The 16843-nt window shown below is 45.3% G+C and carries 15 protein-coding genes and 1 pseudogene; 11 read left to right on the forward strand and 5 right to left on the reverse strand.

Features of this window, described 5'->3' with window-relative positions:
- Window positions 1-29 precede the first annotated feature (29 nt).
- The 6 genes from M5J74_RS28425 to M5J74_RS28450 all read left to right on the forward strand — a co-directional run bounded on the left by M5J74_RS28425 (window position 30) and on the right by M5J74_RS28450 (window position 7431).
- Entirely contained in the window at window positions 30-1457 is a 1428-nt protein-coding gene (locus M5J74_RS28425; RefSeq protein ID WP_250014622.1) for a tetratricopeptide repeat protein, read from the forward strand.
- Window positions 1424-2926: a CHAT domain-containing protein gene (locus M5J74_RS28430; protein WP_071925458.1), complete on the forward strand. Its 1503-nt coding sequence runs from the start codon at window positions 1424-1426 to the stop codon at window positions 2924-2926. The genes M5J74_RS28425 and M5J74_RS28430 overlap by 34 nt, the downstream gene beginning before the upstream one ends.
- A 223-nt stretch (window positions 2927-3149) precedes the next feature.
- Window positions 3150-4955 (forward strand): ABC transporter ATP-binding protein, encoded by a 1806-nt coding sequence (locus M5J74_RS28435; protein WP_051033376.1) that lies wholly within the window; start codon window positions 3150-3152, stop codon window positions 4953-4955.
- Between the two features lie 64 nt (window positions 4956-5019).
- A complete protein-coding gene (locus M5J74_RS28440) occupies window positions 5020-5451 on the forward strand; it encodes a hypothetical protein (RefSeq protein ID WP_250014624.1) in 432 nt (143 codons plus the stop codon).
- Between the two features lie 281 nt (window positions 5452-5732).
- Complete coding sequence (locus M5J74_RS28445) at window positions 5733-6383, forward strand: histidine phosphatase family protein (RefSeq protein WP_015157236.1); 651 nt, start codon at window positions 5733-5735, stop codon at window positions 6381-6383.
- Between the two features lie 10 nt (window positions 6384-6393).
- Complete coding sequence (locus M5J74_RS28450) at window positions 6394-7431, forward strand: glucokinase (RefSeq protein ID WP_106218437.1); 1038 nt, start codon at window positions 6394-6396, stop codon at window positions 7429-7431.
- Between the two features lie 380 nt (window positions 7432-7811).
- Here the strand turns inward: M5J74_RS28450 and M5J74_RS28455 are convergent, their stop codons facing one another.
- A complete protein-coding gene (locus M5J74_RS28455; protein ID WP_250014626.1) occupies window positions 7812-8918 on the reverse strand; it encodes a precorrin-8X methylmutase in 1107 nt (368 codons plus the stop codon).
- 326 nt (window positions 8919-9244) lie between these two features.
- Here M5J74_RS28455 and M5J74_RS28460 point away from each other — a divergent pair, with 326 nt between their 5' ends.
- Window positions 9245-9961: a CPBP family intramembrane glutamic endopeptidase gene (locus tag M5J74_RS28460; RefSeq protein WP_250014628.1), complete on the forward strand. Its 717-nt coding sequence runs from the start codon at window positions 9245-9247 to the stop codon at window positions 9959-9961.
- A 22-nt stretch (window positions 9962-9983) separates the two neighbouring features.
- On the opposite strand, the pseudogene M5J74_RS33710 reads toward M5J74_RS28460, so the two are convergent.
- The 3 genes and pseudogenes from M5J74_RS33710 to M5J74_RS28475 all read right to left on the reverse strand — a co-directional run bounded on the left by M5J74_RS33710 (window position 9984) and on the right by M5J74_RS28475 (window position 11483).
- A pseudogene (locus M5J74_RS33710) lies at window positions 9984-10214 on the reverse strand (type II toxin-antitoxin system HicA family toxin).
- The gene (locus M5J74_RS28470; protein ID WP_106218440.1) at window positions 10207-10416 is read right to left on the reverse strand and encodes a type II toxin-antitoxin system HicB family antitoxin; all 210 of its coding nucleotides are present in this window, start codon (window positions 10414-10416) and stop codon (window positions 10207-10209) included. Before M5J74_RS28470 ends, M5J74_RS33710 begins: the two are co-directional and overlap by 8 nt.
- A 98-nt stretch (window positions 10417-10514) precedes the next feature.
- Complete coding sequence (locus tag M5J74_RS28475; RefSeq protein WP_250014629.1) at window positions 10515-11483, reverse strand: cupin-like domain-containing protein; 969 nt, start codon at window positions 11481-11483, stop codon at window positions 10515-10517.
- A 209-nt stretch (window positions 11484-11692) separates the two neighbouring features.
- Between M5J74_RS28475 and M5J74_RS28480 the strand changes: the two genes are divergently transcribed.
- From M5J74_RS28480 to M5J74_RS28495, 4 genes are all read left to right on the forward strand, one after another.
- Window positions 11693-13387 carry a GH3 auxin-responsive promoter family protein gene (locus tag M5J74_RS28480; protein WP_015157242.1) on the forward strand — a complete coding sequence of 565 codons (1695 nt, stop codon included), beginning with the start codon at window positions 11693-11695 and terminating at the stop codon, window positions 13385-13387.
- Window positions 13377-13523: a hypothetical protein gene (locus M5J74_RS28485; protein ID WP_250014631.1), complete on the forward strand. Its 147-nt coding sequence runs from the start codon at window positions 13377-13379 to the stop codon at window positions 13521-13523. Before M5J74_RS28480 ends, M5J74_RS28485 begins: the two co-directional genes overlap by 11 nt.
- 103 nt (window positions 13524-13626) lie before the next feature.
- On the forward strand, window positions 13627-15312 hold the full coding sequence (locus M5J74_RS28490; RefSeq protein ID WP_250014633.1) for a GH3 auxin-responsive promoter family protein: 1686 nt from the start codon (window positions 13627-13629) through the stop codon (window positions 15310-15312).
- Window positions 15302-15439 (forward strand): hypothetical protein, encoded by a 138-nt coding sequence (locus M5J74_RS28495; RefSeq protein ID WP_250014635.1) that lies wholly within the window; start codon window positions 15302-15304, stop codon window positions 15437-15439. Before M5J74_RS28490 ends, M5J74_RS28495 begins: the two co-directional genes overlap by 11 nt.
- Here M5J74_RS28495 and M5J74_RS28500 read toward each other — a convergent pair.
- A complete protein-coding gene (locus M5J74_RS28500) occupies window positions 15399-16598 on the reverse strand; it encodes an MFS transporter (RefSeq protein ID WP_015157244.1) in 1200 nt (399 codons plus the stop codon). The genes M5J74_RS28495 and M5J74_RS28500 overlap by 41 nt on opposite strands.
- Window positions 16599-16843 lie beyond the last annotated feature (245 nt).

The following is a 16843-nucleotide window of genomic DNA, read 5'->3' on the forward strand; positions in this document are numbered from 1 at the left end:
CAAGAGGTAAGAGGTGAGAGGTAATAACAATGTCAATCTCAAAAACTTACCTCGCAGTATTGTTAATTTTCCTCCCTGGAACGGCGATCGCAGCTCCATCCGCTCCAGAGATCGCTGTGCAACCAACACAGAGCAGCGGTGATGATGCACAATTATTGCAACAAGGCAGAGAACTCTATACAGCCGGACAATTTGCCCAAGCAGTAAAAATCTGGCAACAAGCAGCGCAAAACTATAGAGCCAAAGGAGATAAGCTCAATCTCGCGATCGCCTCCAGCAATTTATCTTTAGCCTATCAGCAACTCGGACAGTGGCAGCAGGCAGAACAGGCGATCGCTGTTAGTTTCGATCTGTTGGGATACCTTGCAAATGAGACAAGGAGACAAGGGGGACAAGGGGGACAAGGGGGACAAGGGGGACAAGGGGGACAAGGGGGACAAGGGGGACAAGGGGGACAAGGGGGACAAGGGGGACAAGGGGGACAAGGGGAACAAGGGGGACAAGGGGGACAAGGGGGACAAGGAAGAAATTCTAGCTACCAGCCACTAGCCACTAGCCACTCCCGACTCCCGACTCCCGAGTCCCGCGTTCTTCTAGTTCTCGCTCAAGCCTTAAATACCCAAGCTAGCTTGCAATTGGGATTGGGACAAGCAGACACAGCTTTCAGTACGTGGCAACAAGCCGCTACGGTGTACGAACGAGCAGGCGATCGCCCTGGAGTCATCCGTAGTTTACTGAATCAGAGTCAAGCGCTGCAAGCCTTGGGACTGTATCGTCGGGCTCTAGACACGTTAACTTCTGCCGATCGCAGCCTCAGTGCTATTCCAGATTCTTCGCTGAAAGCTGCCGGACTTCGCCAAATGGGGAACCTACTGCGATCGATAGGCGATTTGCCGCAGTCCCAACAAGTATTGCAACGGAGTTTAGTCTTAGCACAAAAACTCAACTCACAGTCAGATATTGCGGCTAGTTTATTTAGCCTCGGTAATACAGCGCGATCGCAAAGAGATAATCCAACCGCCTTAGCCTACTATCAACAGGCTGCTACTACTGCGATCGCGCCGATTGCAAAACTGCAAGCTCGACTTAACCAATTCAGCTTATTCGTAGACACGCAAGATTCTACTGCCCAATCGCTCATTCCCGAAATTCAATCTCTGCTTGCTACCATCCCCCCCAGTAGTAAAACAGTATATGCCCAAATTGATTTCGCTCAAAGTTTGATGAGACTAGGGGAAGGAAGACAAGGGGGACAAGGGGGACAAGGGGGACAAGGGGACAAGGGGGACAAGGGGGACAAGGAAGACAAGGGGGACAAGGAAGACAAGGGAGAAAAACACCAATTACCAATTACCAATTACAAATTACCACTCCCACATTTATTGCCAAATTACTCGCAACCGCCGTCCACCAATCTCGATCTTTGGGCGATAAACGAGCTGAGGCTTATGCAGTAGGTAGTTTAGGTAGTCTATACGAGCAAAATCGGCAATGGCAAAGCGCTCAAGAGCTGACACAGCAGGCTTTAATCTTATCTCAGGCAGTGAATGCACCGGATATTACTTATCGCTGGCAGTGGCAATTGGCACGCTTATTGAGAGCGCAGGGAGATACTTCAGGGGCGATCGCCACCTACAGAGAAGCAGTCAAAACTTTAAAAGCTCTGCGTAACGATCTCGTCGCTGTCAACCCAGAGATTCAATTTAATTTTCGCGATGAAGTAGAACCAGTCTATCGAGAACTCGTTGCCTTGCTGTTATCTGAGCAAAAGTCAGGCGAGGCAACTCCTCAGCAAAACCTCGCCCAGGCACGCGAAACGATCGAAGCGTTGCAGTTAGCGGAACTAGATAACTTTTTTCGGGAAGCCTGTATCGAAGCCCAACCTGTAGCGATCGATAATGTGGTGGATCGGGATAATCCTACAGCAGCGGTAATTTATCCGATTATATTACCCGATCGCCTGGAAGTGATTCTCAAAATTCCCCAGCAACCCCTACGCCATTACACGATCCATCAGCCACAAACTCAGGTCGAGCAAACGGTAGAACGATTGCAGCGATCGCTAACCGAGCCGGATCGTACTAAAGATGTCAGAACTTTATCTCAACAAATATACAGTTGGCTGATCCAACCTATTGCTAGTGAGTTGCAGCAAAGCGGAGTCAAAACCCTAGTATTCGTCCCAGATGGGGCGTTGCGAAATATTCCCATGTCTGCATTATTTGATGGTAAGCAATATCTGGTCGAAAAATACGCGATCGCCGTGAGTCCGGGTTTGCAACTCATCAACCCTCAGCCTATCTCTCCAGCCAATCTCAAAGCCTTAACTGCTGGACTTAGCGTTCCGCCTGCTAACTCTCCCTTTCCACCCTTACCCGCTGTCAGGTTGGAATTTAATTTAATTCAACAAGCCGGAGTCGCGATCGCCGAATTACTCGATCGCGCCTTTACTAGCAAAAGCCTAGAAACCAAGATCGACTCAACTAGCTTCAACGTAGTTCATTTAGCGACTCACGGTCAATTCAGTTCTCAAGCCGAGAATACATTTATCCTCGCCGCTGATGGACCAATTAACGTCAGGAAATTTGATGACTTATTGCGATCGCGCAATCGTCGCCGTCCAAATGCGATCGAATTACTCGTCCTCAGCGCGTGCGAAACTGCTATAGGAGACAGACGCGCTGCCTTGGGACTAGCAGGAATTGCTGTCAGGGCTGGGGCTAGGAGTACCTTAGCTTCTCTGTGGCAAATTGACGATGAAGCAACCGCTATTTTTATTGGTGAATTTTACAAACAACTCACCAAAACTAAACTCACCCGTGCCGAAGCCCTACGTCAAGCCCAACTGAATCTGATGAAAAACTATCCTAACTATCGTCGCCCTGGCTACTGGGCAGCTTATGTTTTAGTGGGAAATTGGCTTTAAAAGTGAGTGGTGCGTGGTGCGTGGGGTGTTGCAGCGAGCGGCGAAGCGTATAAGCCGATATTAGCTGCGTCGTGGTGCGTGAGAAGAGATAAAGAGTGAAGCAAAAGTGACATTCAATTCCGAATTCCGAATTCCGAATTCCGAATTCTCCTGACTCACCACGCTATCTTGGAATATACACCCACAGATGTAAATAATACAGATAATGCAGCCGCAGGCATTAATGCGATCGCCAAAACGCAAATCTTCCCCAAGGTTGCGCCCTCAACCAAAGCATCCCCTCAAACGCTTACTCGCCTACACTCGCCACTATCGCGGGGAAATTTGGCTGGCATCTTTCTATTCTGTCTTAAATAAAATCTTCGATCTGGCTCCACCTGTATTGATTGGTGTTGCTGTTGATGTGGTAGTACAGCGTCAAGATTCAATTATTGCCCGTTGGGGAGTTAAGGATGTTTTTGCCCAATTTCTGATTCTCTCCGTCCTCACAGTGATTATTTGGATACTAGAATCAATTTTTGAGTATGCCTATGCTAGGAAATGGCGTAACTTGGCGCAGAGGATTCAACACGAACTCCGCCTCGATGCTTACAACCACTTGCAAGAATTAGAACTCGCCTATTTTGAAGAACGCAGTACGGGCGGCTTGATGTCAGTTTTGAGCGATGATATCAATCAATTAGAGCGATTTTTGGATAATGGCGCGAATGAAATTATCCAAGTTACCGCTACAGTTCTAATTATCGGCGGGGCTTTCTTTATTCTCGCTCCTAGCGTCGCTTGGATGGCGATGTTACCCATGCCTTTTATTTTGTGGGGTTCGGTAGCGTTTCAACGACTTTTGGCTCCGCGTTATGCAGAGGTGCGAGAAAAAGTTAGCTTATTGAATGCAAGGCTGGCAAATAATTTGTCAGGCATTATGACGATCAAAAGCTTTACTGCCGAAGCCTATGAATCAAGCAGACTTGCAGAGGAAAGCCAAGCCTACCGTCAGAGTAACAGAAAAGCGATCGCGCTATCTGCTGCCTTCGTTCCCTTAATTCGGATGATTATTTTAGCGGGTTTTACCGCTTTACTTTTATTTGGAGGCATGGAAGCGATCGCGGGCAGAATGAGTGTAGGGACGTACAGCGTCTTGATCTTTTTAATTCAGCGTTTGTTGTGGCCCCTAACTAGATTAGGCGAAACCTTTGACCAATATCAACGGGCAATGGCTTCGACAAATCGAGTGATGAATTTACTCGACACTCCTATTGATATTCATACTGGAGATATTACCTTACCAATTCATGAGGTAAAAGGAGAGGTGATATTAAAAGATGTTACCTTTGCTTATTACGAGCGATCGCCCGTCATTGAAAATCTATCTTTGCAGATTCCTGCTGGGAAAACCATTGCAATTGTTGGTTCCACGGGTTCGGGGAAGAGTACTTTAGTCAAACTCCTACTCAGATTATACGAGGTGCGATCGGGAACGATTACCTTAGATGGGATCGATATCCGCGATTTAAAATTGAGAGATTTACGCGCTTGTATTGGTTTAGTCAGTCAGGATGTTTTCTTATTTCACGGTACTGTAGCTGAGAATATTGCCTATGGTAGTCCCGATGCCAATATAGATAAAATTATCTCAGCAGCAAAGGTTGCAGAAGCGCATGAATTTATCATGCAACTGCCCCAAGATTATGAAACAATTGTGGGGGAAAGGGGACAAAAATTATCAGGCGGACAACGACAAAGAATTGCGATCGCCCGTGCAGTATTAAAGAACCCACCAATTTTAATCTTGGATGAAGCGACATCAGCCGTCGATAACGAAACAGAAGCAGCTATTCAGCGATCGCTCGAACGAATTATTGTCGATAGAACCACAATTGCGATCGCCCATCGTCTTTCCACTGTCCGCAATGCCGATTGTATCTATGTCATGGAGTATGGCAAACTCATCGAATCTGGAACCCACGAACAACTCCTAGAACGTGGAGGAATCTACGCCACGCTCTGGCGCGTCCAATCCGGCATAAAATAAATTTGTTCCTCATAGAACAACTACCAACTACCAATTACCAATTACCAATTACCAATTACCAACTATGTTCTCATTTGGTAGCCCTCAACCTGTTGGAGAAGATGGACAATGGCGACAGCAATTAGATTGCTTTGTTAAGGAGAATCAACAAGAGTTAGCAGCGCTATCTTGGGGGTTGTTTTTGGAAAAAGGAGCCAGCGATGACACCTTGGGTATCGACATCCAACCGACACCGCGTTTTATCTTTTGTCCTAAATCTGCAATTGAAAAATTAAACGATCGCGTCAACAGTCAGATCCAAGAAGTTTTAGGATTTATTGATGCTCATAATCCTGAAAAACAAGTTTTAATTCTTGGTATTGGTAACGGACAAATTAAGTTAATTCAATTTGAAATCGAACCCCCTCCCCCTATTTGTTTCGAGCATCTTGCTTCTGATGTAGATACATTATTAGGTAAATTAGAGCAACGTTTGAGCCAGTACGTGCAAACATGACTTTTAAACTAGAAAATGTCGTCCCTTGGGGGCGATCGCCTGTTAACAGTGACCAGTGACCAGTAATCAGTGACCAATTACTTATTTCATGTTGGTTGGGTTTAAGTTAGGAGCCAATTGGTGGTAAGCGCATAAGGCGTGGGTGAAATCCGTGATTTTAAATCCATGCTTTCCTTCTGTCTCCTGTTTCCTTTAACTTTTGACTTTTGACTTTTGACTTTTAACTTGCTTATATTTAGGTTTGGCATTCTGCGAATTCTATGCTTTGGGAATTGTCTCCTATGACTCAAATTGTCTGGATTGCTCGTCACGCCAATCGTCTTGATTTTGTCAATCCTGAGTGGTTCCTCACCGCAGAACGACCCTTCGATCCGCCGATTTCTGAAGATGGTAAAGTTCAAGCTCAACAACTGGCGCGACGGCTGAAGGGAGAAAATATCAGTCATATCTTTGCTTCGCCATTTTTGCGCACGGTGCAAACAGCTAACTACGTAGCAGAAGCCCTCAGCCTTTCGATTAACTTAGAATCTGGTTTGAGCGAATGGCTCAATCCTGCTTGGATGCCACAAGCGCCAAAAAGAGCGCCTCTGGATGTTTTAACCCGCATGTTTCCCAGGATCGACACTAGCTATAGTTCTCGCGTCACGGCAGAATATCCCGAAACTGGAGAAGTTGTCCTAGAACGGGCAGGTAAAACGGCTCGGTTATTAGCAGAAGAATTTTCCAAAGATATTCTGTTGGTAGGACACGGGGCATCTGTAGTAGGTGCAACAATGGGTCTGGTAGGCGCAACGGCTCAGACAGAGGTTAACGCTGCTTTGTGCTGTTTAGTGAAAGTTGTTCGTCCAGATCCAGAACAACCTTGGGTGATGGAGTTAAATGGCGACACATCTCACTTAAGTAAAACCGAAAAAATTATTCGATTTCATTAAAGCGATCGCTATGACAATACTGTTAGCAGGAGATATTGGTGGCACGAAGACGATCTTGCGTTTGGTGGAAACAACAGAAGCAACACCCAAAGCCCTTTACGAACAACGCTATAACAGTCGCGACTATCCAGATTTAGCGCCCATAGTCCAAGAGTTTTTAGCCACATCTGAGGAAAAGTTGGGCAAAAAACTCTTACCGCAAAAAGCTTGTTTTGCGATCGCAGGTCCAGTTGTTAACAATAGAGTACAGTTAACCAACCTAACTTGGCTGCTAGAAGCATCCAGGCTAGAAGAAGAGTTGGGGATCGAGTCCATTTCCCTAATCAACGACTTTGCCGCTGTTGGTTACGGTATATTGGGTTTGCAGGAATCAGATTTGCACACCCTCCAAGCAGGTAAACCCCAAACAGGTACGCCCATCGCGGTAATTGGTGCAGGAACGGGATTAGGACAGGGATTTTTAATTCAGCAAGGCGACACTTACCATGTCTTTAGTTCCGAAGGCGGACACGCTGATTTCGCACCTCGTTCCGAGTTAGACTTTCACCTCTTGAAATACCTATTGGACAAGCACGACATCCAACGAGTTTCAGTAGAACGAGTGGTATCGGGACAAGGAATTGTCGCCATCTACGAATTTTTTCGCGATCGCCAAAACGTGAAAGAATCGCCAGAAATTGCCCAAGTTGTAGCAGCTTGGGAAAAACAAGCTGGCAAGAAAGAAAAAACCGTCGATCCAGCCGCCGCAATTTCCAAAGCCGCCCTAGAAAAAAGCGATCGCCTGTCAGAACGGGTAATGCAGATTTTTGTTGAGGCTTACGGCGCAGAAGCAGGAAACCTCGCCCTCAAACTCTTACCGTATGCAGGGTTATACATTGCTGGTGGTATCGCTGCGAAAATTCTTCCCCTAATGCAAGAAGGTACTTTTATCCGCGCTTTCACCAGTAAAGGACGGATGCGCCCTTTACTCGAAAACGTTCCCGTGCATATCGTCCTGCGATCGGACATTGGGCTAGTTGGTGCTGCGATCGCCGCAGATCGTTTGTAGATGGAGACAATTCGCAATACCCCTACGATACTCGCAAGCTACGCAATTCGCTATGACCCCTGTAAGGGCGAGTTTTGAGGAAAGATTTCTTGCCGTGGCTGTGAATTTCGGGCTAAACCCGCCCCTACACGACACCCTTTCCCAACTCCCGTACGGGCGGGTTCACCAGACAACTTCGTTTTGACAAAAATTTTTGGTCAACCCGCCCCTACACGACACCCTTTCCCAACTCCCGTACGGGCGGGTTCACCAGACAACTTCGTTTTGACAAAGATTTTTGGTCAACCCGCCCCTACACGACACCCTTTCCTAACTCCCGTACGGGCGGGTTCACCAGACAACTTCGTTTTGACAAAGATTTTTGGTCAACCCGCCCCTACCTACTTTCCTAAATAACAATGACAATCCGGTTTCTCAATTGTCGATTCAACTAAAGCATTTAAGGCTACTGCCGCTAATAATCCGCCGCCCATTGTTCCCTCGACAGTAATATAGGGAATACCAGAACGCATCAAGCGACGTTTGGCAGCTGGGGCATGGCTAAAACCAATCGGCATCCCGATGATTAAAGCGGGTTGAAAATGTCCCTTGGCAATAGCATCACAAGCAGCAATCAGCACTGATGGGGCGTATCCCACAACAAAAATACAGCCTGGTGGCAACTGTTGTAGCTGTTCTTGCCATTGGCTTTGATGCCAAAAGGCTTGCTCGGCTTCTACAACGCTGCTAACGTGAGGATCGGCGATTAAGGTCGTAACCGGACAACCTAAATGAGATAAACGGGTGCGATCGCAAGCTGCAACCACAGGGGCAACATCGCCGACAATCTCACAGCCTTGAGTGAGGGCATGACGCGCCGCCGCGATCGCCCCTTTACCCACACGGATAAAATTAACTAAACTGACATCGCCGCAAGCAAGCACCAGTTTGGACAGCAAATCGATTTCAATCTCCGAACGATTGGAGAGATCGGGTAGCAATTGTTGCAAGGATTCCTGAAATTCTTCTGGGTGAGCGTGAGTGGCTGCATCCCAATTTTCCCACAGTTGTTCTAACTGTCCCAATCCGTCTTGGCTTTCCACTTCTAACAAGCGTAACTGCGCGATCGCTTCTGCTTGCAGGTTTTGACAGGAGCGATCGCGTCCGATCAATCCTTCTAGTGCCGTCGCTGTCTGCCGCAATCGCGCCATTTGTTGCATCACCGAGTGATATTGTTGTTGTAATTGATGTGTTAAATTTTTTACTTCGATAGCAGCATCGCTTTTGAGGAGTTCGCGAATGTGGGAAAGTTGAAAGCCTTGCTGTTTGAGTGCCACAATCCGCCGCAACTGTTGCACGTTTTCCTGAGTATAGAGGCGATAATTGCTACGCGATCGCTCAGGGGGTGGCAAAATGCCGAGTTGGTGATAGTGTCGCACCATCCTTGGGGTACAATTTCCCCCAACTGCCTCGGTAAGTTCTTTGATGGTTAAACGTGCGGCTGTCATGTTTTTCAAGAAAGAATGCGATCGCAAATCTAAGTGAATTACATCAAATAGTTAGATAGCCCATGTAGAGACGTTACATGTAACGTCTCTACATGGGAAGCGTTCACAAATCAATTTAGATTGCTATAGATTACCTCCACCATATCAAATCGAGTCCTATGCTTAACCTGCGATCGGATAACCCCTTTGTAAAATTTAAAACTCGAAATATATTTATTTTACTTTTGATTCTGATTGTTGAGTTTGTTTTTATTTCCGATCTTCTATTACTCTTCTTTAACTGGAATAGTGACGATCCGATATTTTACGATTTCATTTACTATCTTATGATGCTTTTACCTAGCATCTGGATTTTACATAGATGTCATCAGCTATCTATTCATCCTAAATATTTAATTGGCAAATTACCAAGTCGCGATCGCTGGCTATCTTTATGTGGAATTGCGATCGCTATCTGCCTATTTACGTGGGGAATCGATCTGCTATTTTTTTACAGCTTATCTTTAATTTCTCCTTCACTAACTGTAAGCCTGGTTAATTGGTTGCAAGATCCCCCAGCTAGTACTTCAGCTTTACCAGTTCTTGCTTACTTATTGAATGTAATTTCTTTAGTTGTAGTAGCTCCCGTTACAGAAGAGTTTATTTTTCGAGGTATACTCATACATCGGTGGGCAATGAAATGGGGAATATCGCCAGCAATATTAGTTTCTGCAATCATTTTTGGTTTGGGGCATATTGTTCCTTTCGGTGCAGCAGTTTTTGGAATTTTGATAACACTGCTTTATTTCAAAACTCGCTCGTTAATTGTACCTGCGATCGCTCATGCCATAAATAATGCTGCCACAATTGTTCTAGAACTTTTCTTTCCCAGTGAACAAATAACTATAAATTATAATTTTTCTGAATATCTACACTGGGGACTTGTGTTGACAATAGTTACAGTTCCTTTTATGATTCGCTTTGTTTATAAAAATTGGTACAAACAGCAATTAGCTTTACCTTACTTTGCAAATGTATCTCATCGTAGTAATAGAGTATGTTAAGTAACACACCCTACTACTATCTTCAATCAAGACTTTCAATCAAATCTTCAGGTGTTACTCTAGCTTGCTTAAGAATCCCGCTCAAGGTTCCTATCTTCAATTCTCTATGTACTGGAACGACGCAGCCAATTTCGCCTTCTGTTGTTACTTTCTTCATGATGACATGGCTACCTGTTTGTCACACTTGCACAAATCCTAAACGTTCCAAAGCACGAATTGCTTCCCGACTAGAAATCCTTGGTATCTTAGGCATAGCTAACTTCTATATTAGTAATATATCTAGGAGTTATTTCAGGTAAAGAAAACTCTTCTAAATAAAGTTTTGTTGCTTCGCGCAAGTTAGCAACCGCCTGTTCTATAGTTTCTCCTTGATCTACTGTACCGACTTCTGGACATTCAGCAACATACATATCATCTTCTCGATAAACGATCGCAGTAAAATTTCGAGTTTTCATGACAGGAGTTTAGGTAACTTTGTTAATACTACCAAAAGTAAAAACCTATGCTCAGTAGTAGGGTGCGTTAATTAACGCACCCTACTACAGTTGAGTTTTCAAAACCGATAAAAAATTTGTTTTATCTGCTGCTGTCTGCTTTGACTCAGAAAAGCGATCGCAAACTTGGTTAATAAGTAAGGTATTGCCAACATATTGCTAAAAATCACTCGCCAACGACACCAAGATAAAATTGCTCTTGAGATAGGATACACACCCCAAAATTGGTTGACAGAACACACCATTTCATCACCTAATGCCGTAACTTCATGCCACCAACCCATAGGAATATACAGCATTTCTCCTGGCTCTAAGATTAGTTCTTGCTTGTGTTCTAATGCTTTTTTGAATTTGGGAAATGCTACCAAATCTGGATTTTCTGGATATACCGTACTAAACCAAGCACGCAATTCTAAGCCGCGTAGCAAATGGACAAATATTGAAAATGGATATAGATTATAAGTCTGACTGGGTGGAAATAACAAGACTTTTTTCGCTCCATGCATCTGGATCAAAATACCATCCAGCGTATCGTAGTGCAGGCACTCTAAATGCCCTCCAGGGGCTACCCAAAGATTAACATTGCCTATAGGCTTTTTTAACCCTAGTTGTTGACTAATATTGCTAAAAAAATTATTCTCGGCTAACTTTGTATTTTTTAACGAACATTTAGCCAAATAAAGATCTTTTTCGTGAGCTTCATGACTTTGCAACAGCTTTGCATAGTCTGTAAATGACATTGTTTTGAGAGGAACCCCGCTGCCAATGTTTTGCCAAGTGCGTTTATCTTGTTGATATCTTTCGCGTCCGTAATAACGAAAAAGAAATTCTTGCCGATCTAACTGTTTGCAAAGATACTCTAGATTCCAGTCATCTACTTTTAATCCAGTAATAATAACTGGAGTTCCCGTTTTCTGATATCTTTCAAAAAATAAATCTGGCGATATCGACGATAGCTCCATCCGTGAAATTGAGACTGCTGTATTATCAGCTATACTGTCAGCAGTATTATCAGTAGTTAAACGCATAAAAAAATGAAGAGTAAGATATACTTTCCGTAACCTACCCATCGAGGCAAGAAAAAATACTTTTTTAATACAATTTAAATAATTATTAATAACTTTTAGCTTGGCAAGACATAGAAATATATTAACGATTGCTAAACAAAGCGCACTCGAAATAATTAGGTAAAGCAATTATTATTTATAATAACGCAGACAAAAGGTGTGAGGAGCCAATGACGAATTTATTGCTACCACTGTTGCAAACTGTTGCCGAGCATACAAAGGATAACTTTGTTAAAAAAACGCGCCAAGTTGAAGCAGTACAAGAGCGATTTCTGCGAGATTTACTACGAGCTTATCAGGCGACAGAGTTAGGGCAAAAGTATGAATTTAAAGATATTAGAACTGCCGAGCAATTTCGCCAGCGTGTCCCCACATCATCCTACAGTAGCTATGCACCCTACTGCGATCGCATTGCCCAGGGGGAACAGAACATTCTCACCCCCGATCCCGTTGTTTTTTTTAACCTGTCGAGTGGTTCTACAGGAGCGCACAAGCTCATCCCAGTCACCAAACGCTTTCAAAACTCCTTGCGCCGTCCCAACTTAACTAGTATTGGCTTTCTCAGCTCGGCATTAAGACAACGGGGTTCTAAATTTGGCAAAGCGATCGCCACTAACTCAACTCAACTGATGGGACGTACCAGTGGTGGAATTCCCTACGGTCCCGCTAGCGTTGGAGTCCTACGGATGGGAAAATTTCTCTGCGAGCAAATATTTGCTCATCCCTTTGAGACACTGCAAGCAGCCGATAGCCTGACGCGCCATTATCTTTGTCTGCTATTTGCGCTACAACAGCCAGATACAAGGGGAATAGTCGCCAACTTCCCCATGCTGATCCTCCGCACCTGCGGCTATTTAGAACAATATGCAGAAGACTTTATTCGCGACATTGACAAAGGAATGCTTGCACCTTGGTTGCAACTAGAACCAGAATTGCGCTTAAAACTAGAACGGCAAATAGTCGCTAACCCCAACCGTGCCAAGCAACTACAAGAAATCTTGCAAGCAGAAGGTAGACTCACCCCCGAAGCAGTATGGTCGAATCTTGCCTTCACAGTTGCAGCCAGAGGCGGGACTTCAGATTTTTACTTCGAGCGCTTTCCGACTTACTTTAGCAAGACACCAGGTTTTGGCGCGGTTTGTTGTTCGTCAGAAGGCGCGTTTGGCATTTACCCAGAGCTAAATTCTGATGCTAGTATTTTAGCGATCGAAAGTGCATTTTTTGAGTTTATTCCTCAAGATCAGTGGGATGTAGAACAACCAAAAACACTACTACCTAGCGAAGTCAAACCTGGAAACTACTACCGAATTTTGATGAGTAATTACAGCGGCTTCTATCGCTACGACATTGGCGATGTCATGGAAGTCGTCGGATTTTACGAACAAGCACCACTGATTGTATTCCGCCATCGGCGCGGTGGCTTGCTGTCTTCAACCTCAGAAAAAACTACGGAATTTCATGTTACTCAAGTCATGCAGGTATTACAACAAGAATTTGACTTACCTCTAGAAGATTTTTGTATTACCTTATCGGATGATGTCATTCCCGCATATTATTTGGTGAATATCGAGCTTGCGCCTGGAAAAATATTAGAAAATCCGCAGCAATTTCTCGATCGCTTTGACCGTCAGCTGAGTGCAATTCACACTTCCTACGCCGTCAAGCGGATTAACAACGATCAAATTCCTCCGCCAAGATTGCGAATTCTTGCCCCTGGCAGCTTTGCGATCGTGCGGCAAAGGCAATTAGAGAAAGGAGTACCAGATTCTCAACTAAAATTTCCCCACATCAGCGAAGACCGCAATTTTCTCGCTGGCTTGCAAGTGGAACGAGAAGTACAGTTGTCAGTGACCAGTGACCAGTGACCAGTTATCAGGGAGCAGGGAGACAAGGGAGACAAGGGAGACAAGGGAGACAAGGGAGACAAGGGAGAAAAAATTCTCCCTTGTCTCCTCTCACACTTCCCACACTTCCCATACTCTATTTACTACTAGCCACTAACCACCAGCCACTCCTCAATTACCAGTTACTTCGACACCAAATTGTCATATTCTAAACACAATTAATCTGCTTGAATCAGTATTTGATGAGTTGAGAAAGCTGAATGGTCAATCTCGTTCTGTCCGCTTTAAATGCTGTTACAGATTTGACAAAGGCAAACTTTATCAAAAAAACTCGCCGGACGGCAGAAGTACAAGAACGGTTTTTATTACGCTTGTTACAAGCTCATCGCGATACAGAATTTGGTAGAAAATATCAGCTCGGTGAGATTAAAACAGTCGATCGCTTTCGCGATCGAGTGCCAATTTTACCGTATTCCAGCTACGAACCTTTTCTGGAGCGCATTGCCAATGGCAAGCAAAATATCCTAACAGCCGATCCGGTGGTGTACTTGACGCTGACGAGTGGTTCGACGGGGAAAAAGAAAATGATTCCGACGACGAGGCGATCGCAAAATATCACTCGTCAAGCTACCCTAACCAGTATGGGTTTTCTAACCGCCGCCTTACGTTCTAGAGGGCAACAGTTTGGCAAAATTCTCCTGACAAATTCTACTCAACAATGGGGACGTACTAGTGCTGGTATTCCCTACGGTCCTGCTAGTGCTGGTGTCCTCAGCATGGATAAATGGCTGTACGGGCAATTTTTTGCTCAGCCATACGAGACTCTCCAAGTCGCAGATAGCTCTGCCCGTCACTACCTCGCCTTATTATTTGCCTTACAAGATCCTTTAATGCGGGGGATGTTAGCTAACTTTCCCATGCTCATCCTCCGTACCTGCAACTATTTAGAGAAATTTGCTGAAGACCTAATCCACGATATCGAAACAGGAACCATTGCCAATTGGTTAGAAGTAGAACCGGAACTACGACTGGCATTAGAGCAGCGCTTATCAGCCAATCCAGTTCGAGCCAATGAATTACGGGAAATTCTCCAGTCGGAAGGTAAGCTCACCCCTCATCTCGCCTGGTCAAATTTGTCTTTTGTCGCCTGCGCCCGTGGAGGTACGTCCGACTTTTACTTTCAGCGATTCCCTACCTACTTCAACAATACACCCATTTTCGGCGCAGTATTTTCTTCTGCCGAAGGGATGTTTAGTATCTATCACGAACTCGACGACGACAGCAGCATTTTAGCCCTGGAAAGCGGTTTTTTTGAATTTATCCCGCAAGACCAGTGGCAAGAAGAACAACCGAAAACGCTACTCGCTACCGAAGTCAGATCGGGAGAACGCTATCGCATTCTGACTACGAGCTATAACGGATTTTATCGCTACGATATTGGCGATGTTATCGAGGTAGTCGGATTTTACGAGCAAGCACCGTTAATCGTATTTCGTCACCGTCAAGGTGGATTGATTTCTTCTACGACAGAAAAGACGACGGAAGCCCATGCGACTCAGGTGATGCAAGCCGTACAGCAGGAATTTAGCTTATTACTAGAAGATTTTTGTATGACTTTATCGGAAAATGATTTTCCCGCTCGCTACCTGCTCAATATTGAGTTAGCTAATGGCTACAAGCTTGAAGATCCGCAAGCTTTTTTAAGCGAGTGCGATCGCAAATTACAAGCGGCAAACACCCACTATGAAATTAGCCGCAAAGATCCGATTCCGCCACCCCGACTGCGAATTTTAGCTCCTGGTAGCTTTGCCATCCTCCGCCAACGACAGATAGAAAAGGGCATTCCCGATTCTCAACTCAAGTTTCCCCACATCAGCGAAGACCGCAATTTCTTATCTGGCTTGCAGGTACAGCAAGAAGTGAGGTTACCAGAAGATGAAGCATAGGATGGAGGGGACAAGGGAGACAAGGAGGACAAGGGAGCAATTCAAAAAATTCAAAATTCATTCACGCACCACGCACCACGCACCACTCATTCCTGACTCCCGAATACGAGCAACAGCATCCCGATGACAATCGAAGCACTTGCAGCCGTGTAAAAAGCAGCTTCTATGCCGTTGTTTTTGACGATAAAGCCTAACACAATTGGACAGAAAGATTGCCCGATGAAGCCCGCGCCAGCCCCCGCTGATAGAACGCTCGATCGCAACTGGGAAGGCGCCAGACTCGCTAGAGCATCGTAAAGGTTGGGTAGGATCAGACCAAACCCAGCACCAAAACCGACCGCAGCTAACATAATTAAACTAATCTCTCGTAAAAAGGGAATTGTGCTAAGTGTCAGCGCCATCATGATGAAGCCTACAGCCGTAGCTTTATACAAACCCAACGATTGAGATAGCTTTCTGGCTCCAAAAGCAGAAATAATGGCTGCACCCAGAGCGCGAGAAGCTAAGACGAGGCTGTTAGTTAGCGTATTGGCATTAATGGTGTCTTTGAAATACTGCGGGGTATAGAAGACAACCGAGTACATCACGATTGATGTCAAGCTCAGAGTTAGCAATAACCAAATTGTTTGGTAGCGTCCTAAAACTTGCCATAGTTTATGCTTAGGTCGTTGCTCTGTTTTGACTGAAGTACGTTCGGGTGGCTGTGGCAAAATCTTGGCTGTCAATACTGCCAATGGTAGCCCGATCGCGTATAGGCAGAAAATGTATCGCCAGTGGAAGAAATAGCCAACTCCGCCCCCTAACAATGGAAAGACGATCCCCGCTAGCGTCAGCGTCCCCGTGGCGTAACCTAATGCTTTGGCTCGTTCCTCGCCCTCATACATACTTGTGAGCAAACCCAAGCTAGCAGATGTAATTCCGGCTGTAGCGATGCCCAAACATCCTCGCAACGCGATTAAGGGGAGGAAATTGTCTACCGTGACTCCCGCAGCACCAAAGACGGCATAGCAAAGTAGGGAAACTACGAGTACCTTTACTCTCCCCACGCGATCGGAGAGAATTCCCAAGGGAAGACTAAAAAGACCCAGCGCCCAAACATGAGCGGCTGCTAAATAACCGCCAATCTCTGGAGCCAGCTGAAGTTGGTGTTTGATCTCCCCCAAGGCAGGGTTAAACACTGCTCCAGTCATCGTAGTTAGGGAGCCAGCCGCCATCAACACCATTAACTGTGGGTTACGGGCGATCGCGGCAAAAGCTACTGTTGGCGATAGTGATAATTTGCGCATGTTGAGGAAGTCGTCACTGATAGTTGGTCATTTGTCATTTGTCATTCGTTGTTGGTTGATGGTTGTTGGTTGATGGTTGTTGGTGAAAGGCGAGAGGCAAGAGGCACTTTTGTTTTTTCTCCGCGACTCTCCCTCAGCCTCCTGGGCTCTCTCAGCTCTCCTCTCCCTATTCCCTATTAGTATGAGTGGACAGTTGGCGTGCTGTCAGGAATTATGCTGACAATTTAGCTGAATTAAGGGACACT

The sequence above is a fragment of the Chroococcidiopsis sp. CCNUC1 genome (genome assembly GCF_023546805.1).
GTDB classification, from domain to species: domain Bacteria; phylum Cyanobacteriota; class Cyanobacteriia; order Cyanobacteriales; family Chroococcidiopsidaceae; genus Chroococcidiopsis; species Chroococcidiopsis thermalis.